The following is a 23,719-nucleotide window of genomic DNA, read 5'->3' as shown; positions in this document are numbered from 1 at the left end:
CTAAACATTAAACTTCATCTAGAGCAGTGATACCAGGTAAAGTTTTACCTTCTAAAAACTCTAGACTTGCAGCACCGCCAGTGGAAATGTGACTCATTCTTTTAGCAACCCCAACTTTTTCTACCGCAGCAATAGAGTCGCCGCCTCCAATGATAGTAGTGGTTCCGGTCTCCGTTAAATCCGCTAAAGTCCGGGCGATCGCTTCCGTTCCAATGGAGAATTTATCGAATTCAAAAACCCCCATAGGCCCATTCCAAATTACTACTTTACAATCAGCTAAAGCTTCTTGGAATAATTTAATGGAATTAGGTCCGATATCCAACCCCATCCAGCCTTCTTCAATGCTATCAACGCTAACAGTTTTATGATTAGCATTTGAAGCAAAATTGTCAGCTAAAACTACATCAGAAGGTAATAAAAAATCTACCCCCTTTTTTTTAGCTTTAGCTTCGAGATACTTAGCTAATTCTAATTTATCATTTTCGATTAAAGACTTACCAACACTCAAACCACGAGCTTTATAGAAGGTAAAAATCATTCCTCCACCAATAATCAGCTTGTCACATTTTTCTAGTAGGGTTTCAATTACTCTAATTTTGTCAGAAACTTTGGAACCACCAATAATTGCTGCTAAGGGACGTTGGGGGTTTTTGAGCGCTGTTTGAAGATAATTGAGTTCCTTCTCAATTAAATAGCCCGCAACACTAGGGCTAAGATAGTGAGTGACTCCTTCAGTGGAAGCATGGGCACGGTGAGCAGTTCCAAAAGCATCATTGACATATAAATCTGCATTAGAAGCCAATTGCTTGGCAAATTCGGAATCATTTTTCTCTTCCTCTGCATGGAAGCGGAGGTTTTCGAGTAAAGCCACTTGACTGTTTTCAAGCTTACTAAGCTTTGCAGTGACGGAGTCTCCTACACAATCAGGACATACTACCACCTCTTGTTCTAATAATTCAGACAAACGTGCAGCGACAGGGGTAAGGCGCATACTATTCACCACTCTGCCTTTGGGACGACCCATGTGACTACAGAGAATTACCTTAGATCCTTTTTCCATTAAATCTTTGATGGTTGGTAAGGCTGTCCGAATTCGAGTATCATCAACAATGGTTCTTCCATCGAGGGGAACATTAAAATCAACGCGAACCAAAACCCGCCTTCCAGCTAATTCGTCCGCCGATAAGTTTAGAATAGTCTTTTTAGCCATTGTCAATCTCCTCTAAAATAATTGCTCGATAATTACAAAAAAAGACTAACATCGATATTGACTAAAAAATAACTCAAGATTATTTCTTTATTAAGATTAATATTGAATAATTATTGAGATAATGGGAATACAGGCAAGAAATCAGGCGGTATTTGATGTTCCTGATTATCTTGGAATGATACGTACAGGAGATAGATAAGTCATGTTTACTACCGTTTTATTCCCTGTGGATCAAAGTCGAGAAACCCGTGAAGCTGCGGAAACCGTAGCTAATATCGTTAAAATCTACAATAGTCGTCTTATATTACTATCGGTTGTAGAAAAACCGTCAGAAGAACAAAAAACTGAACAAGAGAGGATTATGGGTTCTACTGATGCAGTAGCAAAATTGCTACAAGGGGCTCAGGCACTTTTTGCTAACAAAGGCATTGAGGCTGATCTTATTGAACGGGAGGGAATGCCATCATTTGTTATTTGCGATGTGGCTGATGAAGTTAATGCAGATTTAATTATTATGGGGTGTCGAGGACTGGGTTTAACGATGGAAGGCGCATCCGAGAGCGTTACTAACCGTGTGATTAACCTATCTCCTTGTCCCGTGTTAATTATTCCCTAAATTTCGATAAGGCAAAAGATAAAAGTTAAAGTTTTTCTGTTGTTTCTCTCTCTGTCTCTTCCACTTTCCTTGAAACTTGGGAGAGATCTGTTTTTTGAGTTAAAGTGTGATTAACTTAATCGATTTGCCAAATTGAATCATTAAGTATATTCAATTTAACAAGACTAGACTAGTCCGTAGCAATGCCCTCAAAAACTTCTCCTGTCTCTCCTTGTGTGTCTACAACCTTAACCCCTTTGTTAGTCTCCCCTAGTCAAGTGATCAAGGGAGAGGGGGTCCTGTTTCAAGCTCGAAACGTGATCGCCGATTTTGGCCAACGTCCTTTAGTCGTGGGAGGACAGCAAACTCTTAAGGTTATTTCCCCCCACTTTGATCCTATCTTTAGTAAGTGTAGGTTAAAGTCAGCCTATGCCATCTATACGCCGGACTGTTCAGAGAGCTCTTTAGACGCTCTTAAAACGACACTTAAGGAGCATCAAGGAGATGTTATTATCGGGGTGGGGGGAGGTAAAGCTCTTGATATTGCAAAATTACTCGCCCATCAACGTCAGTTGCCTATTATCACTGTCCCAACTTCAGCAGCTACCTGTGCAGCGTGGACAGCTTTGTCAAATCTTTATTCTAATGAAGGGGCATTTCAACACGATGTTTCTTTATCAAGATGCCCCGATTTACTGATTTTAGACTACGCTATTATCAAAACGGCCTCAGAACGGACTTTAGTGGCAGGGATAGGCGATGCGATTGCTAAATGGTATGAAGCTTCTGTCAGTAGTGGTGATTCTACTACTACCCTTACCATTGCTGCTGTTCAACAAGCACGAGTATTACGGGATCTATTGTTTCAGAAGTCAGTAGCTGCCCTGAAAACTCCTGGAGGTGAGGTGTGGCGAGAAGTAGTTGATGCTTGTGTGTTATTAGCTGGAGTTATTGGAGGATTAGGTGGAGCTAATTGCCGTACTGTAGCTGCCCATGCAGTACACAATGGATTAACCCATATTAGGGCAGCCCACAGTATTTTACACGGGGAAAAAGTTGCCTATGGCATTCTAGTTCAACTGCGCCTAGAGGAAATGATCCAAAGCAATCAGTTGGCGGTTTCCTCTCGACAGCAATTACTAAAATTTTACGAGGAAATTGGTTTACCAAAAACCTTAGAAGAGTTAGGGTTATCTAACGTGACATTAGGTGAATTGCGCCGAGCAGCAGATGTCACTTGTTGTCCTGAATCAGATATTCACCGCCTTCCTTTTGTTGTTTCATCTGAACAGTTATTAGCAGCAATGGTATCTACTACTAGTGATTTTGTTTCTGACAGAATTTTCTCAAATGTCTAGATTCTCTTTTACAGTATTTTTATACTCCTCAGTTTCCCAGTCTTGTCCACTACCGATAAATTTTAAACTGGGCTCAATGTAATCACTAGCATAATGCTATTTTATAGTATTTAAGTTAACATTCGCCCAATGCTTTCAAGAAAGCAGCAAAACAAAGCGTACTCCATTGAGGGAAAAATTATGTTAAAGAATTAGCACAATCCAATTTTGAAGATCAAAACCACTTTATCAAACTCCACTTCAAGGCTAATGTGGTTCCCCTAAGACGTATCAGGCATTATCTGAGCTAAATCAAGTTCATGAGGCTCAAAATAATTTTTTAAAAATGTAAAAAGTGAATATTTTTTAACTATCTGTTTTGTAACAGTTGACTTAGCCTTGTATAATTATAGCTAATAAAAATGCCTTATTACAATAATATTTGATTCAGTTTAGAGTTCACATAGATAAATTTAATTCCATTATTATCTATTCGTAATAGTACGTTTTAGTTATTCCACTATTAGTTTACTAGATAACTCAAACATTTTCTACTAGTAATTTTTCGTCTAATTGTATACTGTTATGAGTACAAAAATATAATGAGAAACAGAAATTCAAGGATCGATAATATCCTAATCTAGGCTTAGATTATAGATTTTAATACATAAACTTAATAATTATTTATTCAATATATTCTGCTGAATTGATTAAATCATCTCGTGGTTAATATTTATTATCAACTAATATTAAAGGCTAATTTACTGTGGAGATTATCGATATCTTCAAGAATATGAATGTATCAGTAATATAAAAAGTTACTATAATAAATGTAAGTTTATTCAGAATTGATACAGTAAAACTTATCATTAGTTTTGCCAATTTACTGGTAATTTTCTTAAAAAGTTGTTCTTAGAAAATTTAGCCACTCGACAGTAATTATTTCTCAACCACCTAACTGATATAAATAAAAAAACTCTTGATTAAGATGATGGATTTATTTAAAAGTATTTAAAATTGTAGAAATAATAGTTTAGAATTACGTTCTCAAGAGAGGGTAAAATTACAAGCAACAATCCTATAACTATTTATATAACTATGAGCTAAATTTTCACGCTAATCTTCTCTAAAAAACATCTCAAAAGTGTCACAAATATCTCTAGATTTAACGACATCAACTCCATTTATGACTAACCTTTATAGATTTGATTAAGGAGTTAAATTAACTAAAGCAATGTCACAGTTTTGTAAAACTATCTGGTTAAATAATCTGCTATTTTTTTTTTAAATTATTCTTTTTTATAATCTAATTGTTGCCTATATGATTTTACTATTTATTTTTATTGATACGTTAAAACATCATTGTATAGTCTGAGGTTATGGACGTACCGCCTGTCAGGTAGCTGTATAATTTACCACAGGGTACATTCCTTTTGTAATTAAACTATGATGACTTTTTTTATGCTTTTTATTAATTTTCTTAGTAATTTTACAGTTTAAACTAATATTTTTTTATAAAAATTTAAATGACATCTGTACGAGTCTACTTAACCTGGTAGTGACAAAAAATATAATTATTTTAAACCACTAAATTGTATTGTTTGATTATGTTTATTGGTTTCAACTGTCCAACTTATTTGTTGATTAAAGAATTTAGCGATATGCTACTTAAAATCAATAAAATTAGGAGAGTAACTTATGGTCTGATGTAGTAACAAGATAAAAAATCAGTGATTATCCTAACTTTATAATTTCTTTGGAAGACTTGTCATATTTTTAGAGAATATGTTATCGTTCCTTTAAATAAAATGGTAAAATCAACAAGGGCAAAGATCATTGCTTAACACTTGAGAAATAGTCACAGGTTAATTAACCAAAAAGTTATGTTTTTTGTAACTATTATAGCCAAATAAACTGTTACGTGTTAGAGATTATAGAGTTGATTAGGAGTCATAATTAAAACCTAAATTATTGTTAAATAATTAACAAACTTAGTCGATAACTTAGAAGGAAACTTGAGTCTAATTTTAGATAAGTTGAAGTAGTCTTAAAGGATATCTCTTGGAAAAAGCTCAATTACGTTAATTTTCAATTAAAAAACAGACTTTTAATGGAAAATCACAGGGAAAAAACATGGTAAGTAATTAGGTGAGATGGAGATGACACTATACTCATTTCAAGATAAATATCGACTCTTACAAAAGGAGTTATTGTTTGGAGCGTTGGCGTTAGCAGGAGTCTTTGGACTGGGAACCGTTTGGTATTCATTAGTCGAAAAATGGTCTGTTATTGATTCAGCCTATATGACCATGATCACCCTATCTACAGTAGGATTTTCAGAAATTCATCCTCTCCAAGATAGATCGCGATTATTTACTATTTTCCTGATCTTGATGGGATTGATCACCATTGGTTATATTGTTAATCGTCTAACCGAAGCATTAATTCAAGGGTATTTTCAAGAAGGAATTAAACAACGACAGGAGAAACGCTTGATTGATACGTTAGAACATCATTGTATAGTCTGCGGTTATGGCCGTACCGCCCGTCAGGTAGCTGTAGAATTTACCGCAGAAGACATTCCTTTTGTAATTATTGATTCGCGTACCGAGCAATTGGAAGAAGCCAAGCAACTAGGCTACATAGTGATTCAAGGAGATGCAACCCTCGATGAATGTCTCATAAGTGCCAAAATCGATAAGGCTGCCTGTATTGTGTCGGCCTTAACCTCTGACGCGGAAAATCTTTACACTGTCCTATCAGCAAAAACCCTAAATCCTAATATTAGAGCGATCGCTCGTGCCAGTACAGAAGAAGCTGTTCTCAAATTACAACGAGCTGGGGCTGATGCGGTGGTATCTCCCTATATTACAGGAGGAAAACGCTTAGCAGCAGCGGCCTTACGTCCTCAAGTGATGGACTTTGTGGATGGAATTTTAACAGGAACTGAGCGCACATTTTATATGGAAGAATTCCTGCTTGATCCACAATTTTGTCCTTGTGTAGGAAAAACCCTCAGTGAGGCTAGGTTAAGGTCGAAATCTGGGGCATTAGTGTTAGCAATTCGCCGGTCTGATGGAGCCCTTATAGGTGGTCCGACAGGAGATACCATCTTACTTGCTGGAGATTTACTCATTTGTATGGGAACCCCTGAACAATTACGAGAACTCAACCAGATTTTAGGTCCAATTCGTCTTTTTCCTGCATTACGCCCTCCCAGACATCGATAATTAATGTTTTTACATTGAAGAAGTAATTTTCTCTAAACCTTGTTGTTCTTAATTAAGAGACAAATGAGTTTGGACTCTAACAATCTAAATTATTGACTTGTTCATACCTTTGGACTTGCTTTTGAATAATTTATTATAATCTTCTTTAACTGCATAATAATATTCAAATCATTAATGTACCGAATTTTTAATTGTAAAAAAATACACTCTTTATCCACAATCCTTTAGCAGTAAGTAGCAACTGATAAATAGTATCCTAGGATAGGAAGGTCTCAATATAACTGTTCGTACCTGACCTAATTTTAAATAATCAACGGACTGTTCTGAATTGAAATATGGTAATAACTGTGCTTTGCTATATTTGGCTTATTGTTTTCTGTGCTTTCAGTAACAATGGCTATTTGTTTGTCCTGAATATCTTAAACTTGATCAAAAAAGTTAACGCTCTTCTTATCGATTACAAGCCTTAAAACCTCACCAACAACTGCTTTTAAAAAAAACAAAGCAGCTATGGTGATTTTAATACCTACAAACTTATAATTTTCTTCTCTATTTTAAGCAACAGTGGTTGTATTTTTATAACTTAAAGTAGTTAATTTGATTAAATCAAAATATACTCCACCCTTCGTCTCCCAAATATAATGCCTGAAAAATTGTTTTTGATTATATTGGATTTCTACTCATAAGATGAGGTTTCCTACTATTTACATAATAAAACTAAGAAGTAGGTCCTCAAGCGAAGAAGTGACTGCCACTTGAAATAACATTTCAGTGCTACTCTAGACGGTAGCAATTTTTTCAGAGATGAGTAATCCACTGTTAGCTCTGAAATAGGGTTAGGGACAAGACCCTCGTTGAATTATATGTAATAATACTCATCAGACCAATGAGTAAATCAAGCTTTTTATTAGTAACTCATCGATTTTTTTCAAACGCCTGTTTTTTTACTAAGTTCCTTATAAAAATTGTTTTCTTTCTACTAGTTATTGCCCTCTCAATGTTAATTTTTCTATAAAAGCTATTATTCTCTTTCATAAAAGAAAGTGTGTTGAGTCAATATAGAATTCTACTTAAACTAATCCGTTCAATAAAAATCTTTATTGGTTTTGGGGAGTTTGCTGGAAACTACTTAAATTTATCCATTTTGAAAATATTTATTTGTTGGTTTAACTGAATCTCTTGTAAGAACTTACCGAGTATTAGTCGCGGCAAGGAAAAAGTCAAGACAACAACCCCAACCTCTGTATGAAATACCCCCCATTGAACTCCCTAGTAACGGGGGGTTCTCTCTGTATCACTACCAGAATTCCTTATTCAACGAAAGGGCTTAGATTCTAAACACTCCCATCGGGAACCCAGAAGTGGAATTTCTCTAAGGTGTCCGGCTTAGTTTAAGCACCGAGTAGAGTTGAGATATTGAGACCTTCTTAAAAGATTGCAACTCTCGTATCAGAACAGCGTTTTTCTAGCTAATCAAAATAAAATAATGTAACTAGCTTGCGCTGCCCTTCGGCCTCTTGACAAGTTTGGAGAAGGGTATGGCTATCGTGAAAGGCAAAGCAAATTAACTGTTGACAACGAGAAATAATCTCTAAATTACACAAAGAACTTGCTTGTCTTAAGGATAGCCCGTCATTCTCCGGATTTTCCACCAAATGAACGACTTTTTGCAATTGATTGCGGGACTCTTTAGGTTGGCATCGGAGGCTTTGGGGAAGAATAACCGTTAAGAGGTTTGGATCAGCCCTCATTGCCCCTTTAATAGCGGCTGCATTGGTCCCTGTCGCCCCAGATGTCATAAGACGATTGCCTCCTAAAACTAGGGCATAGGTCATCATCTCAATCAATTGTTGATGAGTGATGGGAACGTGGCGCGAACCTAATAGGGCAATCCGTTTGGAACCTGTCTGTTGGATAGCGGCTAGCTCTTGCGCCAATATATCTAGGTTGGGAATCTCTACTGCTTTACTCAAAGATTCTATCTTAAGCTGAATGACCGCCTGTAATTCTAGCAAAACCTAACTTACTTGTGTCATTTATTTTGTAAAATTTTTAAAAAATCCCGTTAGTTCAGCAGAACATGACCCATCCTTCAAACGGTTTGAATTAGTAAAAGTTCTTTTTGGACTTCCAATCTTAGGAGCAGGTAACGAATATAGACTTAAATAATATTCGGGTCTTCCACAAAATTGGGATCCTATACCCTTTCGATAATTTGCTCTCTAGTAAAAATTCCGTGAAGATAATACATCAGCATTTATACTGATGCATTGGCAAATCTACTATCTAATAAAATAAATGAGGTCTAGGGCATCTTCTCTAGAGAGGGTTAATTTCGATAAACTACTATTAGCCATAGCAGTGTCATAACTCTCCTTATACTTTAAATTATAACTCGATAAACCAACTTAATTTTACTTCATCTTCCACCACTAAGATTCGAGCAGATTTCATAATCTTAATTCATTTGACAATATTATCTACAATTTAATTTTTTAAATCTTTTTTTACTCTCCATCCTTTTCTTTTTTTCTTAATCAACTAATCTGGTAACCCTTCTACAAGAGGTCGAATTATCCAACTCAACCCTACACTGAGTTGATGTTTAAAAGTGGGAAGACGATACAGATAAACTAACCGTCGAGTTAGATAAGCTAATGGTCCATCAAGTTCTATTCTTAAACTATTGAGAGTTGCATTATTAATCCCTAGAGCCAACATTTCCCCTAATGCTTGATAACGAAAGGGTAGCAAGGGACGTCGGGTAATGGAAGCCCAAAGATTCCAAGCACAATAGTCAGATTGTTGAAGGGCTGTTTGGGCGGTTCGGGGGATTTGTTGTCCGGTTGCATCTTTACAGTCTGCTAAATCACCCAGCGCATAAATCTCTGGATGACCTATCACCTGTAATTTTGGGTTGATCGTAATCAATCCCTGTTCACTGTGTTTTAAGGGAAGGTCTTGCACCCAGTCTAAAACTTGGGTTCCCACAGTCCAAATAACTAAATCGACAGGAATGGTATCCGTTCGACCTTTGTAACATAGGGATAGGCTATCAAAAGTGATTTCACTAACTTCTGTTTCCAAATCAATCCAAACTCGTCGTTTTTCTAAAGCATCTTGAACTGCCTTGCAGTTAAATTCAGGGGAATTACTTAAAATTTCTTTTCCCCGTTCCACTAAGCGGATTCTTCCTATTTTTCCTAGATGGTCTGCGAGTTTACAAGCAAGTTCTACCCCACTATAACCACCACCCACTACAGCGACACGGATTTTTTCAGCCTGGGCAACTTCTAGTAAGCGCAACCTTTCTTTGATTCGATAGGCATCTTGGAGGCTGCGAAAGGAAATACCATAATCTTTTGACCCTAATACCTTGTCCAAGGGTGTTTTTCCCCCCATTGCCAGGACTAATTTATCGTAGGATAAGCTATGATGATTGTCTAATTCAATGTGTTGGGTTTCGACATTAATTGCGGTGACACAACCTTGGTGGAAACGAATTCTCGTATTAGTCAATAATTCTTCAAAGCAAGGGGCAATTTCCCAAGATTGCATCTCTCCAGTAATTAACTCATAGAGTAGAGGGGTAAACAGAAAGTGATCGTTTTGATCAATTAGGATGATTTCAGGAAAATGTCCATCTGTCCAAGGAAACTGACTTAAACGTAAAGCAGTATATAGACCACCAAAACCTCCCCCCAAAATACAGATGCGTAATGCTTGCTCACTCATGATGATTCAATGTTGTGGGGTTGCTTAAACTAAGCTTGATTATTCTTAATATAACTTAGTATCAGAGATTAGAGATTAGAGTTGATGAAATATCCTCTATGAAAAAACCACGGGGCAGATCCCGTGGAGGTCAAAATGGTTAGGAACTATCATTACACATACAGTAATTTCTTGCTATTTTCAAACATTATAAAAATCTTTGAACAACCGAACTTAATTAACTTAACCATGTGTAAATTAACTTACCGTATATAATAAGTTTCGATATTTTTTGCCAATGTAATCTATTTTCTGGCTACAAATCCGCTAAAAGTTTGTCAACCTCTTTTTTATTTTAAATTTATCACTAGAGATAAAATAACTAAAAATAGAAAATATATTCTTAAAATAAGGTTTGAAGAAATAAAATAAACTATATACAGTTTATCTATTTAACTTGGTCAAATAATAATTTAATTTCAACTTCTAGTATATTATTTAATTTTAATGATTATTTATAACCTTGTTTTTTCATGTAAATGACCATAACCCATGAAAGCTGACCTCAATAAAATTTGATTTATTTAAAATATTTGTTAATCTACTTTTAATAACAAAAACAAAATAAGTTATGTATAAATACTTTTTGAAAAGTATTTGAAATTAAAGAAAATAATTAAGAATGAACAAAAATATATTTTTTATTAAAATTAGTAATTATTATTTTTAATATAATTACTAATTAATTACCAAATTAATATGATTTATATTTTTTTAAAGTTTTTGGAACTGAACGCTTATCTATTATTATATTTTAATAATTTCTAGAGAAATTAACTATTTTTAATGTTGCACTTATGCCAGTATTAATTTTTAATATTTATTAATATTTTATAATTAGATTTAACCAAAAACATGAAAAAATATTTGTGGGTTAAAAATATTTAAATTAAAATTAAATACTGAATATAAGTATGATTAATATCATTTAATTTTGGATTAAATTAAGTTTATTGTTAATCTTATTTGCTTGTTATTTATAACAATATTTTTTTTTGAGAGATAGGTTACAACAGAGTCAGATCTCATATTCTAACGATAAAAAATATTAACCTGTTATGTATAATTAGTTATACTATGATCAATAATTAAATATTTTATTCAATAAATCAATTCCCTGTAAGCCAACAGCTATAAGATCTTTATTATTTCTAATAGATCTTATAGCTGTTGGCTTAAGTCAAAAAAATTTAATTTAAAATCTGTTTTATGTAAAAAAGAAAGATAAAAAAATAACAAGTATTCCTATTTGATCTGATTCTTTGGCAAAAATATTAAAAATTCACTTTTTAAAAAAGTTATTACAATATCGATTAAGTTTTGACCACAGTTATTTATTGATATGTTTCATTGTATTGTTACAATTAACAGATTTCTCTTAAGTAGAACTGTTACCACTTAAACATAAGATACGATTAACAGAAATTTTTTTCTGATTTAACTTCATAAATTATCTGAGAATTTTTATCTTAAACAGAACCTATTTTAACAGAAATTTGTTTAGTAATTAGGCATGTTTACTTATCTTTTAAGCATCTAAGCTGAGCAATCAAAATAAGTCTGTATTTTTCCAAACTACTAGTTGCAGTAGTATGGACTAAAACCCTAAATTTTTGATTCCAAATCACTTTTAACTGCACATATTGTTGATCTCCTAAACTGCCATTTTTGCAAAAAGTTATTTTAACTTGAATAGTCTTGGTATTTCAGTCCATTAAAAGAACAACATAAATAATTTGTCCCTCCACTTCCGTGGTTCCATCAGGATTAATAATTCCTATAGGAAGTACTGAACACAATCGATTATAATTTTCAGCAGTAACACTGACATTAAGATTCAAGACTTGATTATCTATTATGGTGGTAATTACTTCTCTAAGATCAGCGTTATCTCCCATTTCTTCTTGATTTAAACTTCCCTACACTCTATATAATAGGAGCGTAAAGAAAATTATAGGTTAGGGTTTGACTGGTTGGTTGCCCCGAATTTTAATTAGGCTTGATATACAAATTCTCGACTATCCATATTGGCTAAAGCTTAGTTTACCCGTTTTTCAGAGGCTAGTAGATTTTTGACAGCAGCATTGAGATATTTTTTACCGCATCACAGGTTTTAATTCTGGAGTTTAATTGAGCTTTTGTAGCGTTTAAAGTGCGTATTTTATCATCTAAGTCTGCTTTAAGAACCATTAGAGACTTCGTGATCGACCACAATTAATCTCAACTAAAGTTAAATTAGCTTCGGTTTTATGTGCATCAGCATTGTGAAACCAGCTCAGCTTTCCGTTGTCATAATTACGCTTCGGCAGTACGTAACTCTGCTTGAGCAACATTCAAGCATCTGATAGTAGCTCTGATATCCTTTTTCTCTTAGAGAGGTTATATTTCTACTAAGGATTATTTTTAACGAAGGATAATCCTCTTCTTTAGAAAAAATCTTGATAATATGTTCACTGGTACTACTAGAAACTGGATTAATCCATTGTCTAGCTTCAAGAATTCCCACACAATTATCAATTAGGGTAGTTTATTGTAGGGTTTGGAGTTTAACAGGAATTAGTACTAAGACTTGTAGCTTGTTGTTCCTCCGAGCCACAGGCTATGATCGATAAAAATAGAATTAGAAAGTTTTTTAGAAATTCTCAAAGTATTTGAGTGAGATTGTTATCATTTATATGTTGATTTTTTGCCCAAAATTGTTTGGGTATAATCAAAAAGAAGATATCTGTCAATTCTCAAAATTTTTGAGCCCCGAGCTTATTGCACTTTCGTTAGACTGGGATAATTGTTTAGTTAAAATTGTAGGTCCGTCTTCTTGGAAACGTGGGGGAAACAAGTCTACACTCTACCATCCTTTGGGTTAGGGCTGTATAATTCAGTTGCCCTCCGGTAATTTGGTATTCTGAGCGGGGGTTTGGAAGATGACCAATCGGAGCATCTAAACTATAAATTAAATTGTGTTTGAAGGCGATCCATTGATCGTCTTTACGCCATCCTACTCGCGTCCCAAAATCGTCATAGAAATAACTTGCTACTAATTTTCCAGGTTTATTTCCAGTGTCAATGAAAATAGGAAATTGAACACTAAAGCCAAATTTTCCTTGGGAATATTCTTTCCATAAACCATCAAGGGTTTTTAAGTCCCAACAAGCCAATTGAACCACATCTTTACCGGACATCCATCCTTGTTCGTCCCGGTTAACAGCCTTAAGTATTAGGTAGGTGCTGGTTTCATTAGCCTCTTGCCATTGTTGTTGTTGTAAACGATTTTGTAGGGGGGTATAGTCTACCCCTGTTTCTGGAGATATTAAGGAGCGATTGTTCGGTTTAATTTCAGTTAAATGTATGGTATCTTCGGACAACACTGGTGACAAAGATAAACAACTCAATACTAAAGCTAACAGGAGTGTAGGTAAAATATATGTGAATATCATTATATATTGACTATTGATAATTCTTTTTAAGAAATAAAAGAGAGGGTTTAAGCTTCTGTCATTTTAACTGTTTCGATTACCAAAGTCTGTAGGGAGTTTAAAAAATATTTAACTTAATAGTTAAATCTGTTATGAGACTTTTCTTAGGAAAGATTAGTAGAGTTAGCGAAAACAATACAGTAGCATAGTTATTGATTGGTTGCCCTTTCGCATCTCAGTCACAACTCACAACTTATCTAAATTAATGACCAACTAACATGAATTGGACTCGACATCATATTTTAGGGTTGGCCGATTGGATGACTGAGGAATACGATATTCTTCTGCAAACTGCCTCTAGTTTCCGGGAAGTTTTGTCTCGACGTACTAAAAAAGTTCCAGCCCTTCAGGGACAGGTAGTGACCAATATGTTTTTTGAACCTTCTACTCGTACCCGCAGTAGTTTTGAATTAGCTGCCAAACGTCTTTCGGCAGACATCCTTAATTTTTCTCCTGGAAGTTCTTCTTTAACTAAAGGAGAGACTATTTTTGATACTGCTAAAACTTATCTGGCGATGGGAACGGATATTATGGTTGTTCGTCATAAACAAGCCGGCGTTCCTCAAGCGATTGCGGCAGAAATGGACTTTCTAGAAACGGGTGTCTGTGTTCTTAATGGAGGAGATGGTCAACATGAACATCCTTCCCAAGGATTATTAGATTTATTTACTTTATGTTCTTTACTTGATCTTGATAACCCTAGAACAGAACTTTTAAAAGGCAAAAAAATTGCCATAGTAGGAGATATTTTACATTCACGGGTTGCCCGTTCTAACATTTGGAGTTTAACCAAGGCTGGAGCCCAGGTTCATCTAGCCGGACCCCCCACATTAGTTCCCCAGTTTTTTCTCCAGATGGTGACAAAATTGGAAAACGATCAATTGTGCTTACATTGGGACATTGAACCTGCTTTAATCGAAGCTGATTTTGTCATGACTTTGCGCTTACAACAAGAACGAATGATAGATCATTTATTACCTAGTTTACGAGAGTATCATCAACACTATGGCATTACCCGTGATCGTCTTGAGTTATGTAGACCTAACGTCAAGGTTCTTCACCCAGGTCCAGTTAATCGAGGAGTAGAAATCAGTTCTGATTTAATGGATGATCAAGAGTTTAGTTTAATTCAACAACAGGTTACAAATGGAATTGCTGTGCGAATGGCCTTATTGTATTTGATTGGAACACTGAATAATTAATATTAATTTATTTTTAATAAAAAATTTTTAGGTTAAATATTTATCTATGAATATTTTGATTATTTAGGACGCATATAAAATTAATAAATTAATTCTATAAATCCTGAAAAATGAATCATTTGTTTATCAAGTTTATACCGATAAAATCGTTGCATTAGAGATGTTTTAAAAACAGCAACTAGATGTTATTATTCTCTATTTAATGTTACCTAAGTTAGATAGTTAAGAAGTTTGCAACCGTATTATTAACACTTTAACTCCTAAAAATTTATATATTTTGATGCTAACAGCGAAAGGAGAAGAAATTGATCGGATTATTGGATTATAAACGGGAGCAGATGATTATCTTATTAAACCCTTTAGTCCTATAAAATTAGTAGTAAAGGTTAGGTCCATACTTCACTTTACCATAGTTTACAAGATGGAGGACAACTAAACCAAATTTATTGTACTCAACATTTTACTGTTGATTTAAATTGTTATATTGCTACTAAAAAATTAAAAAACAAATCAGAATAATATCTTGAATTGACAGCACTATAATTTAATTTACTGTTAACTTTGATAAATTATTCTGGGCAGGTGTGGAGTCGCAGTCAACTAATTAAAAAATTATGGTGTGATAATTTTTTTTGTATGAAAGGGTTGTAGATACTTATGTTAGAAGGTTGTGCAAACAAATATAAATTGATACCGCTCATCCAACTTTTATTAAAACAGTCATAGGGGTAGAATTCAAATTTGAAGATGTATTGTTTAATACAACTATTATTTATTTCCTATTTATTGGTCATAATAATAGGGATAGTAAGTTTTATTTTAACTTGTAAAATATCTTAAATACAAATGTTTATTATTTATCTTTAATAATTCAAAGAAAGCAGGATGCATTTACTGTTTAATCAGCAATAATTCATCTGATAAAAAATAAAATTGCTTGTAATAACAGTGTATTTTTATTGTTTTTTATAAGAAAAATTGTAATATAATTAAGTTTATATTTTTTATAAAAAATAAAATAAAGAATGCCGAAAGTTAATACCATTGAGCTTGACTAGTTTGGAAAAAGCCTTAATTATATAGCCAATAGTTTAGAAAATTTTGAAAAAAGAAGACGAGAATTAATTAGCGATCTAATCCATAAATTAAGAACTACTTTAACAGTGGTTAGAGAATACTTAGAAAAATTAGCTGATGAATCCATTGACTCCTCTCCAAAACTTTATTTAAAATTTCTTAAATAAATAAGATGTTTATAGAGATTAATTCAAGATATTTAGACATTTTAGTAAAAATATTTTTTGCTACTATTCTTGATAGTAGTCCAATAATTAAATTAGACTGTCCTAAAGATTTACACCTAATATTGAGAGATAAAGATCGGACTGAACAGATTTTAGTAAATTTATTTTATTAGGAAATACTATGCTGTACACTGAAAAAGGAATAATTACTGTTAAAGCTTGGTGCTATCATCACCGAGTTTTTGTGTCTGTCATTGATACAGGAATAGGTATTAAGCCTGAAAATTTATCCTATGTCTTTAAAAGATTTTGGCGTGCAGATAAATCCAGATCACGTTATGCTGGAGGGGCAGAAATCAGGCTAGCTATTACCTGCCGTCTAGTAGAATTACAAGAAGGGAAAATAGGCGTCACGAGCAAATTAGAAAAAAGAAGTATTTTTACCTTCTATCTTTCAGTTGCTTAGATTATTAGTTGTAAAATTTTCGATGAATATCTAATGTGGCTTAAGTCTCCCAATTGCCTAACCCTAAATCCATTTGATATTCACTTATGGAAACAACACCTAAAAGTCTCAGATTTAGAAGTAAATAGGTGTTTTGCCATACTCGATCAAGAAGAAAAAATAAAAGCTGAAAAGTTTTCTTTTAAAGAACATCAACGACGCTTCATTGTAGCCAGAGGTACTCTAAAAATAATTTTGGGTCGGTACTTGAATATCCCAGCTTCCACAGTTGAATTTACCTATAGTTCGCGAGGAAAACCACGATTAACGAATAAATTAGTGGGGAATGGGTTGCAATTTAACCTTTCGCACTCCCACGAATTGGCAATTTATGGTGTAACCTGCAATCACATTATAGGAGTTGATCTTGAATATATTCGTCCTATGTCAGAGGCCAAGAAACTGGCTAAACGTTTTTTCTGTTCCCAAGAATATCATCACATTAGCCTTCTAACTTCTCCTGATCTGGAAAAAACTTTTTTTAAACTTTGGACAGCCAAAGAAGCCTATTTGAAAGCTACAGGAGAGGGAATTGGTGGAGGACTTAATCAAGTAGAATTCTCCCTTGGTTCCTTTCCTCAATTGCTTAAGTTACCCAACAATCAATCTCTGTTGAACTGGACTACATACTTTTTGATTCCACACCCTAATTATCAAGGAGCAGTAGTTTTTTACACTAACAAATATACTAACGAATGGAAATTGAGTTATTGGACTGTTTAAGAAGGTAGACAATATGTTCAACTCTTCAAAGTGGACCCCGTTCTCTATACAATTCCGAGTCAAGATTTGCAATGAAAAACCTGATGTCAAAAATTTTATTAATTAGGAACTGATGAACAATTAGGTCAAAAGTTAAAGCAGACTTTAATTCCTATTGAGGAAGTCCTCTGTATAAACCGCAAGATTATTGGTCTAGCTCAACCTGGTAAAATTTGCAAGGGAACACAAGAAATCAAGCTTAAATAATAGTTAATACTGCCGCTTATACTGCTGTTGACAAAACCGACAGTAAGTCTAAAGTTGTTTTCGCCATCAATGAAATTGCTCTCACAATTATGTCATAAGAATCTTAAAAACTCGGGGATTTTCTCTTTTATATTTACACAAATTATATCTTCGATAGTAAAAAAAATACTTCGTATCTAGAAGATGATTCCACTAATCTTCTTAGTGTTTAAGGTTAAAGTAAACTTGCTGGGGAGGTGGGAATTCGAAAATATAATAATCGCTATACTATTTTGAAAACTGCTTGGGTTTATGGAACCTATGGCAAAGGAAATTGTGTCAAAACTATGCTGCGCTTGGGAAAAGACTGAGAACAATTACAACTAGTTGCTGATCAATTGGGGACGCCTACCTGGACAAGAGATGTTGCTGAGGCCATTGCTCAATTATTGTTGGCCTTAGATTTAGTAGATACTGCTCAAATCTATTGTTTTATTAATGGCAGAACTAATGGCAGAGTCGCGAACTAGTATAATTTAACTGTTTCTCTTTTTGAAGAAGATAAAAAAATTGGTTAACCTTTAAAGGTTAACCAGATCTATCCCATTACAACAGCCGAATATCCTACTCATGCTAATTGTTCAGCCTACTCTGTTTTTTCAATAAAAAATGACTGATGTTTTAGGGCATTATGGTCACTATTGCCGCGATTCTTTAGCCAAAATATTAAAGCAGCTTTATAGAGGTCAGTTGAGTTTACTCTTAGTGCAAGAAATAGAACATAAAGTAATAAATAAATAAATTATAATAAATATATGGAAATAAAAAATCTCGAATATCTGAAGTTTTAAAAAAGAGATGAAAGTTAAATTAACCTTTGTAATTATCTGTAATATCACACAAAACAGGACTGAAAATAGAGATGAACAGAATTGACTATGATAATTTATTCATATCCTAAAAAAAAGTCAAAAAATTCAAATCTGGAAATGCTGTTTCGCTCAGAAGTTAATAGAAGTATAAGGATAAAATATTTAGACTAAGTAAGTTTCATAGCATAAAGTAAAAATATTAGAACAATTTTTTAATTAAGAAAGGAATAATCAAATGATCAAGTGAAAGCCACTATATCAATTATGCTGGCATCTTATAGTTATAATTTACACCACAATACGATTGAAACAGCACAAATAAAATACAAAAAAGTAATGGTTTGTCATATATTTAAAAATAGTCTCAATTATATCTATGGTTAAAAAAGTTAAAATAAACAGTAAACTATATAGCAATTGCCAATAAATAGGAAAGAGAGAGTAAAATCAAGAATAAATAAAAGTTTAAATTATTTGTTAATCCAAATAAGGCTAAGACTAAAATAAAGATAACTCAATCATGAAGCAATAATACTTAACAGTATATAATCATACTTGCTAAAAATCAGGAATAACCATAGAAAAACTTACGAATATTGAGAAAGAAATTAACTATAAGAAGAAGTGTTTAGGGGAAAACTAGGATAGACTACTAAAAATAGAAAGTTATATCTAAATGAGTTTGGACTTGATAACCGAGGAAATTATCTATAAAAAATAATCTTATAGAATAAAAATACTGATCTATAAAATGTGAAAAAAAGGAGAAGTTCTATGTTTAATTAGGTTTTAAAAAAAAAGCAAAAGCTTTACTTCTTTAATGGTTGAGAAATGTAGTTATAGTAGAGACTTATTTGAAGGTTGTTGATCTTAGAGTTTAATTGCTTGGTGGAAACTAGAATATACTATCATTCAAAATGATAGTATATTCTATAGGGGAAAACCGTTAGGGAAATAGTAGAAGAAGTTAGATGCGAATTATCGTGTCTTCTGTCTTACTCTCTCAATTTCAACAAAATTGAGAATTGGTGATATGTTGTAAATACTTAACTCAAACAAATGTTATCTAGATTTTAAATAGTTAGAGAATATTTAGTTGCTGCCTTTAGAAATTACCCTAATATTTTTGCTTAGTGCTACACTTCTTTGTTTTACAGTTATTTAAACCAATGTACTTATATCTATCTTTGATTTTTTAAAAACCTTACCACAACAAAGAAATAACATTAGTTAATCAGAGTTATTATGGATAATAAATTTGCAATATATACCAACATAGTTCTGATTATTTATGCCCAACGATTTATGATGGTAAACTATGAATAATTAAACCAAAAATAAAAATGGTAAATGGAAACATTAAGAACATTACCTAAATTTCTAATTATAGGAGTACAAAGAGTCAGAACAACCTGGTTTAGATACAATTTAACTCAACATCCAGAAATATTTTTAGTTGACTGTGAAATCAATTTTTTTAGGGAAAATTTTAGGAAAGGTCTTGATTGGTATAAAAGTCCTTTTATAAGAGGTAACAATTATTTAGCTATAGGAAAAAAGACTCCTGAATATATATATTGTAAAATTGCATGAACGAATTAAGGAACACCTCTCGGATATCAAGTCAATTTTTGCACTAAAAACCTAGTTACCTGTGCCTTATCTCATCTTGACCATTTACTGAGTAAGGGGTATACTTTCCCCAATGCAGATTTTAAGAAGGTCATTTTCTCTCTAAAGTCATTCATTTTTTTCCGAGGCTTATATTATAGACAATTAATGTCTTACTTCAATTTTTTTAACTATAAAAAAGTAATCATATGAATCAATTAAGAAGATATTGCAGTTGCTCCTAATATCGCCTTAAAAAGGGCTTGCAAATTTATAGGAGTTGATCTCTAGTTGAAATATTTAAATGATAATAAAAAAGGTCACTATCATAATTAATCTTATTTGAGAATAAATTTGGCATATTATATTCTCTCTTTGAGGAAGACAAAATATAATGAAAATGGTAGTTGGGAAAATTTTTATATATCCTTATTTTGGTCTTTTTAAGTATTCAAAGATATCACGGGATAAATGAAAAAATCAACTGTCACCCGAACAACAAAATAGTATGATGACACTAATAGAAAAGACAGAAGTATTTCAATTAATATCAAACTAAGGTTTTTAGCAAGTGACAAATACTAAATTGTGAAACTTAATTGACAAACAGAAAAATTGAACAGAATTCTTAATCCTATGTTAAATTTTTCGGCAAAGCAATATCGTAAATTGTTAATTACAGGGGGATCAGGATTTATTGGCTCCAACTTCACTCGTCATTGGCATAAAAATTATCCAAGTGACCGTGTTATTGTTCTTGACGTCTTAACCTATGCTGGAAACCGTAAAAATTTAACAAGTTTAGAAGACAAAGAGAACTTTCGCTTTGTCCAAGGAGATATTTGCGATTATCCCTTAATTGATGAGTTGCTCAAAGAGGAAAATATTGATACAGTTGCTCATTTTGCGGCAGAATCCCATGTAGATCGTTCTATTCTAGAACCTGATGCGTTTATCAAAACTAATGTTCTCGGAACCTTCATCTTATTAGAAAGTTTCCGTCATCATTGGAATACTCAGGGTAAACCAGAAAATTATCGTTTTCTTCATGTTTCTACTGATGAAGTCTATGGCAGTCTAAAGGCTGATGATCCAGCTTTTACAGAAACTACACCCTATGCACCAAACAGCCCTTATTCTGCATCAAAAGCTAGTATTGATAACTTAGCCCGCGCTTATTATCATACCTATGCTATCCCAACTATTATTACGAACTGTTCTAATAATTATGGCTCCTATCATTTCCCTGAAAAATTAATTCCTTTAACGTGTATTAATATCTTATTAGGAAAACCTTTACCTGTTTATGGAGATACTCAAAATATTCGAGACTGGTTATATGTTGGCGATCATTGTTCAGCATTAGAGATAGTTATTAATAAGGAAAACCCAGGAGAAACTTATAATCTTGGCGGCGATAATCAGGTTAAAAATCTTGATCTAGTTACTATGTTATGTGACTTAATGGATGAATTAGCTCCAGACTCACCTGTCAAACCAGCTAAACAGTTAATTACTTTCGTTAAGGATCGCTCTGGTCATGATCGTCGTTATGCTATTGATGCTACAAAAATAAAAACCGAATTAGGATGGATTCCCCAAGAAACTATAGAAGGAGGATTGAAAAAAACGATTCAATGGTATTTAGATAATAAAGATTGGTGGCAACCTTTATTATCTAGAGAATACAAAAAATACTCTCATAAAGTTTATGGAAGTTAACAAACTTAGAAATTACTACGCTAAAGCTGCAACAGAAGATTGTTAATAATGTCTAACTGTGCCACAAACTGTAGGTGAATAATCTTTGGGAAGTGTTTAAAAATTATTCTCCCCAAGTTTAGCTAAATACCTATTCTGGTTTGATCACTTCTAGTTCATGATCTCGAAAATGAGCCTTAAACCGTTTATCAAATTTGACTAATACGGGAAAATTACTGCTAACCGGCCTTCCTTGCCAATTTGTAATAATATCAATGATTTCTCCTTCCATCCCTTTGAGATCGAAAGGCTGTTTTTTGTGCTGGGGGTAATGGTAAACAATAGTAGATGCCATAACACGGACGTGATCGCCAACTTTCATGTGTGTTCTTAATTGTACGGTTAAGGGTATAAAGCTCACTGTCAATCATCTATTGTTGATGATAATAAGTGGTGAGTAATTATTTAGATAACATCTAAACCAGCTTATCACTTACTCTAGACTTAGCCTACTGAGTTAACTAACTTTTTCCTTTAAAGGTAACTGAAGGATAATAGGGTTTCATCTCGGTCTAGTTACTTAGTTAAAAGTTTTCTTAAATCATTGCCACAATTATCGTAGACAGAGGTCTACAGAAGAATGACCAACAACTTCCTAAAATTTAATCAGATTTCAAGTTAATCAGATTTCAAGGAAAATTAATGATGAAGTTCAATGAAATTACCAAAAAGCTTAATTCCTCAGTCATCAATTCCAGCTTAACTAATCACCCCAATAATAACCCTAACATTATTGGAGTCGCCCCCGTCGATGCAGCGATAACAGGACAACTTAGCTATATTGAGGGAAATAAATTTGCTGCTATGGTTAATAAAACAGCAGCCAGTGCCCTGATTTTACCTCTTGATGAGGCATTACAAAACCAAGCTAGCGAAAAGGGGATTGCTTGGATAGCTACCAAAGAACCACGTTTAATGTTCGCTCAGGCGATTAATCTGTTTTATCAACCTTTTCACCCCGCTCCCGGGATTCATCCGAGTGCTGTCATTGATCCCTCTGTTAGGCTTGGTAAAGATATTTATATTGGTCCCCATGTCGTTATTGAACATGATGTAACTATAGGAAACAACGTCTGTATTCATCCTAATGTAGTCATTTATCCACAGGTTTTCCTTGGAGCTCGTACTATTCTTCATGCTAACTGTACTATCCACGAACGTACACAAATTGGGTCTAATTGCGTAATTCATAGTGGAGCAGTTATCGGCTCGGAAGGTTTTGGATTTGTTCCAACCCCTCAAGGTTGGTTTAAAATGGAACAATCAGGTTATGTAATTCTTGGGGATGGAGTAGAAATTGGCTGTAATAGCGCGGTTGATCGCCCTGCTGTAGCGACTACCAGTATTGGACGTAACACTAAACTGGATAATTTAGTCCACGTTGCCCATAGTTGCCAAATTGGCGAAAATTGTGCTTTGGCCGGACAAGTTGGTTTAGCGGGAGGCGTCAAGTTAGGAAGTGGAGTAATCTTAGCTGGACAGGTAGGGGTGGCTAATCAAGCTAACATCGGAGATGGGGTTATTGCCACAGCCCAAACAGGTATTGTTAGTAATGTTTCCCCAGGAGAAATAATTTCTAGTAGTCCGGCAGTTCCTAATAAATTGTATCTGAAAGTTTCTGCTATTTATAAACGCCTTCCTGAAATGTACCAGACCCTAAAACGTCTGCAAAAAAAGATTGAAGAGAGTTGATTTTGCTATAGATTTTCAGGATTGTTGTATGCTATGTCAACCTAGTTTTCTAGAGAAAAACTTAAAAATTAGGTTGATTATTACTTATTTCAAATATTGAATAAATTACCTTAAATTATTTTTTAAAATTAATTATTTTTCAATTAAAATCAATTTAGTTAGCTATTTTAAGCAACTAACTTTCTATATTTTTTTTAGATTTTTGAATTTAAACTTATTGTTATTTTTCTATTAATTTCTATAAATAACTTTTTTATATATTGTT

Annotated in this window: 15 protein-coding genes and 2 pseudogenes; 10 read left to right on the top strand and 7 right to left on the bottom strand. The window is 33.5% G+C overall.

Annotated features, from left to right (window positions below; genetic code table 11):
• Nucleotides 1-7: 7 nt before the first annotated feature.
• Nucleotides 8-1,210, bottom strand: coding sequence for a phosphoglycerate kinase (locus tag RGRSB_RS02825; RefSeq protein ID WP_119259753.1), 1,203 nt, complete (start codon nt 1,208-1,210; stop codon nt 8-10).
• Nucleotides 1,211-1,412: 202 nt separating this feature from the next.
• Between RGRSB_RS02825 and RGRSB_RS02820 the strand changes: the two genes are divergently transcribed.
• From RGRSB_RS02820 to RGRSB_RS02810, 3 genes are all read left to right on the top strand, one after another.
• Nucleotides 1,413-1,826 (top strand): universal stress protein, encoded by a 414-nt coding sequence (locus RGRSB_RS02820; RefSeq protein ID WP_119259752.1) that lies wholly within the window; start codon nt 1,413-1,415, stop codon nt 1,824-1,826.
• A gap of 182 nt (nt 1,827-2,008) precedes the next feature.
• The gene (locus tag RGRSB_RS02815; protein WP_119259751.1) at nt 2,009-3,163 is read left to right on the top strand and encodes an iron-containing alcohol dehydrogenase family protein; all 1,155 of its coding nucleotides are present in this window, start codon (nt 2,009-2,011) and stop codon (nt 3,161-3,163) included.
• A gap of 2,138 nt (nt 3,164-5,301) precedes the next feature.
• Nucleotides 5,302-6,372, top strand: a complete 1,071-nt coding sequence (locus tag RGRSB_RS02810) for a potassium channel family protein (protein ID WP_119259750.1) — start codon at nt 5,302-5,304, stop codon at nt 6,370-6,372.
• A gap of 1,469 nt (nt 6,373-7,841) precedes the next feature.
• On the opposite strand, the gene RGRSB_RS02805 is transcribed toward RGRSB_RS02810, so the two are convergent.
• The 5 genes from RGRSB_RS02805 to RGRSB_RS02790 all read right to left on the bottom strand — a co-directional run bounded on the left by RGRSB_RS02805 (nt 7,842) and on the right by RGRSB_RS02790 (nt 13,580).
• Nucleotides 7,842-8,345, bottom strand: coding sequence for a DNA recombination-mediator protein A (locus tag RGRSB_RS02805; RefSeq protein WP_119260924.1), 504 nt, complete (start codon nt 8,343-8,345; stop codon nt 7,842-7,844).
• 568 nt (nt 8,346-8,913) lie between these two features.
• The gene (locus tag RGRSB_RS02800; protein ID WP_119259749.1) at nt 8,914-10,107 is read right to left on the bottom strand and encodes an NAD(P)/FAD-dependent oxidoreductase; all 1,194 of its coding nucleotides are present in this window, start codon (nt 10,105-10,107) and stop codon (nt 8,914-8,916) included.
• Nucleotides 10,108-11,852: 1,745 nt separating this feature from the next.
• Nucleotides 11,853-12,044, bottom strand: a complete 192-nt coding sequence (locus RGRSB_RS02795) for a hypothetical protein (RefSeq protein ID WP_119259748.1) — start codon at nt 12,042-12,044, stop codon at nt 11,853-11,855.
• 291 nt (nt 12,045-12,335) lie between these two features.
• Nucleotides 12,336-12,479 (bottom strand): hypothetical protein, encoded by a 144-nt coding sequence (locus RGRSB_RS09985; protein ID WP_172582020.1) that lies wholly within the window; start codon nt 12,477-12,479, stop codon nt 12,336-12,338.
• A gap of 456 nt (nt 12,480-12,935) precedes the next feature.
• Nucleotides 12,936-13,580 (bottom strand): GUN4 domain-containing protein, encoded by a 645-nt coding sequence (locus tag RGRSB_RS02790; protein ID WP_119259747.1) that lies wholly within the window; start codon nt 13,578-13,580, stop codon nt 12,936-12,938.
• A 257-nt stretch (nt 13,581-13,837) separates the two neighbouring features.
• Between RGRSB_RS02790 and RGRSB_RS02785 the strand changes: the two genes are divergently transcribed.
• From RGRSB_RS02785 to rfbB, 6 genes and pseudogenes are all read left to right on the top strand, one after another.
• Nucleotides 13,838-14,821, top strand: coding sequence for an aspartate carbamoyltransferase catalytic subunit (locus RGRSB_RS02785; protein WP_119259746.1), 984 nt, complete (start codon nt 13,838-13,840; stop codon nt 14,819-14,821).
• A 100-nt stretch (nt 14,822-14,921) separates the two neighbouring features.
• A pseudogene (locus tag RGRSB_RS10440) lies at nt 14,922-15,570 on the top strand (response regulator transcription factor); the annotation flags it as partial.
• A 676-nt stretch (nt 15,571-16,246) separates the two neighbouring features.
• Nucleotides 16,247-16,531 carry an ATP-binding protein gene (locus tag RGRSB_RS10435; protein ID WP_232014557.1) on the top strand — a complete coding sequence of 95 codons (285 nt, stop codon included), beginning with the start codon at nt 16,247-16,249 and terminating at the stop codon, nt 16,529-16,531.
• A gap of 33 nt (nt 16,532-16,564) precedes the next feature.
• Nucleotides 16,565-17,293 (top strand): 4'-phosphopantetheinyl transferase family protein, encoded by a 729-nt coding sequence (locus tag RGRSB_RS02770; RefSeq protein WP_119259745.1) that lies wholly within the window; start codon nt 16,565-16,567, stop codon nt 17,291-17,293.
• Between the two features lie 482 nt (nt 17,294-17,775).
• Nucleotides 17,776-18,048: pseudogene (locus RGRSB_RS10425) on the top strand (sugar nucleotide-binding protein).
• Between the two features lie 2,589 nt (nt 18,049-20,637).
• Nucleotides 20,638-21,723: a dTDP-glucose 4,6-dehydratase gene (gene rfbB, locus RGRSB_RS02755; protein ID WP_119259743.1), complete on the top strand. Its 1,086-nt coding sequence runs from the start codon at nt 20,638-20,640 to the stop codon at nt 21,721-21,723.
• A gap of 130 nt (nt 21,724-21,853) precedes the next feature.
• On the opposite strand, the gene RGRSB_RS02750 is transcribed toward rfbB, so the two are convergent.
• Nucleotides 21,854-22,084 carry a ferredoxin-thioredoxin reductase variable chain gene (locus RGRSB_RS02750; RefSeq protein WP_119259742.1) on the bottom strand — a complete coding sequence of 77 codons (231 nt, stop codon included), beginning with the start codon at nt 22,082-22,084 and terminating at the stop codon, nt 21,854-21,856.
• A gap of 323 nt (nt 22,085-22,407) precedes the next feature.
• On the opposite strand from RGRSB_RS02750, the gene lpxD reads away from it, so the two are divergent.
• Nucleotides 22,408-23,454 carry a UDP-3-O-(3-hydroxymyristoyl)glucosamine N-acyltransferase gene (lpxD, locus tag RGRSB_RS02745; RefSeq protein WP_119259741.1) on the top strand — a complete coding sequence of 349 codons (1,047 nt, stop codon included), beginning with the start codon at nt 22,408-22,410 and terminating at the stop codon, nt 23,452-23,454.
• Nucleotides 23,455-23,719: the final 265 nt, after the last annotated feature.

Source organism: cyanobacterium endosymbiont of Rhopalodia gibberula, assembly GCF_003574135.1.
In the GTDB taxonomy this organism is placed as follows: domain Bacteria; phylum Cyanobacteriota; class Cyanobacteriia; order Cyanobacteriales; family Microcystaceae; genus Rippkaea.
Note: the sequence above shows the minus strand (reverse complement) of the source record. Positions and strands in the feature narration are given on the sequence as shown.

Excerpts from the sequence above, each read along its gene's own strand:
- RGRSB_RS02750 (WP_119259742.1), bottom strand. The coding sequence starts at position 22,084 with ATGAAAGTTGGCGATCACGTCCGTGTTATGGCATCTACTATTGTTTAC.
- RGRSB_RS10435 (WP_232014557.1), top strand. The coding sequence starts at position 16,247 with ATGCTGTACACTGAAAAAGGAATAATTACTGTTAAAGCTTGGTGCTAT.
- RGRSB_RS02790 (WP_119259747.1), bottom strand. The coding sequence starts at position 13,580 with ATGATATTCACATATATTTTACCTACACTCCTGTTAGCTTTAGTATTG.
- RGRSB_RS09985 (WP_172582020.1), bottom strand. The coding sequence starts at position 12,479 with ATGTTGCTCAAGCAGAGTTACGTACTGCCGAAGCGTAATTATGACAAC.
- RGRSB_RS02795 (WP_119259748.1), bottom strand. The coding sequence starts at position 12,044 with ATGGGAGATAACGCTGATCTTAGAGAAGTAATTACCACCATAATAGAT.
- RGRSB_RS02810 (WP_119259750.1), top strand. The coding sequence starts at position 5,302 with ATGACACTATACTCATTTCAAGATAAATATCGACTCTTACAAAAGGAG.
- RGRSB_RS02800 (WP_119259749.1), bottom strand. The coding sequence starts at position 10,107 with ATGAGTGAGCAAGCATTACGCATCTGTATTTTGGGGGGAGGTTTTGGT.
- RGRSB_RS02815 (WP_119259751.1), top strand. The coding sequence starts at position 2,009 with ATGCCCTCAAAAACTTCTCCTGTCTCTCCTTGTGTGTCTACAACCTTA.
- RGRSB_RS02770 (WP_119259745.1), top strand. The coding sequence starts at position 16,565 with ATGTGGCTTAAGTCTCCCAATTGCCTAACCCTAAATCCATTTGATATT.
- RGRSB_RS02825 (WP_119259753.1), bottom strand. The coding sequence starts at position 1,210 with ATGGCTAAAAAGACTATTCTAAACTTATCGGCGGACGAATTAGCTGGA.
- rfbB (WP_119259743.1), top strand. The coding sequence starts at position 20,638 with ATGTTAAATTTTTCGGCAAAGCAATATCGTAAATTGTTAATTACAGGG.
- RGRSB_RS02785 (WP_119259746.1), top strand. The coding sequence starts at position 13,838 with ATGAATTGGACTCGACATCATATTTTAGGGTTGGCCGATTGGATGACT.
- RGRSB_RS02820 (WP_119259752.1), top strand. The coding sequence starts at position 1,413 with ATGTTTACTACCGTTTTATTCCCTGTGGATCAAAGTCGAGAAACCCGT.
- lpxD (WP_119259741.1), top strand. The coding sequence starts at position 22,408 with ATGAAGTTCAATGAAATTACCAAAAAGCTTAATTCCTCAGTCATCAAT.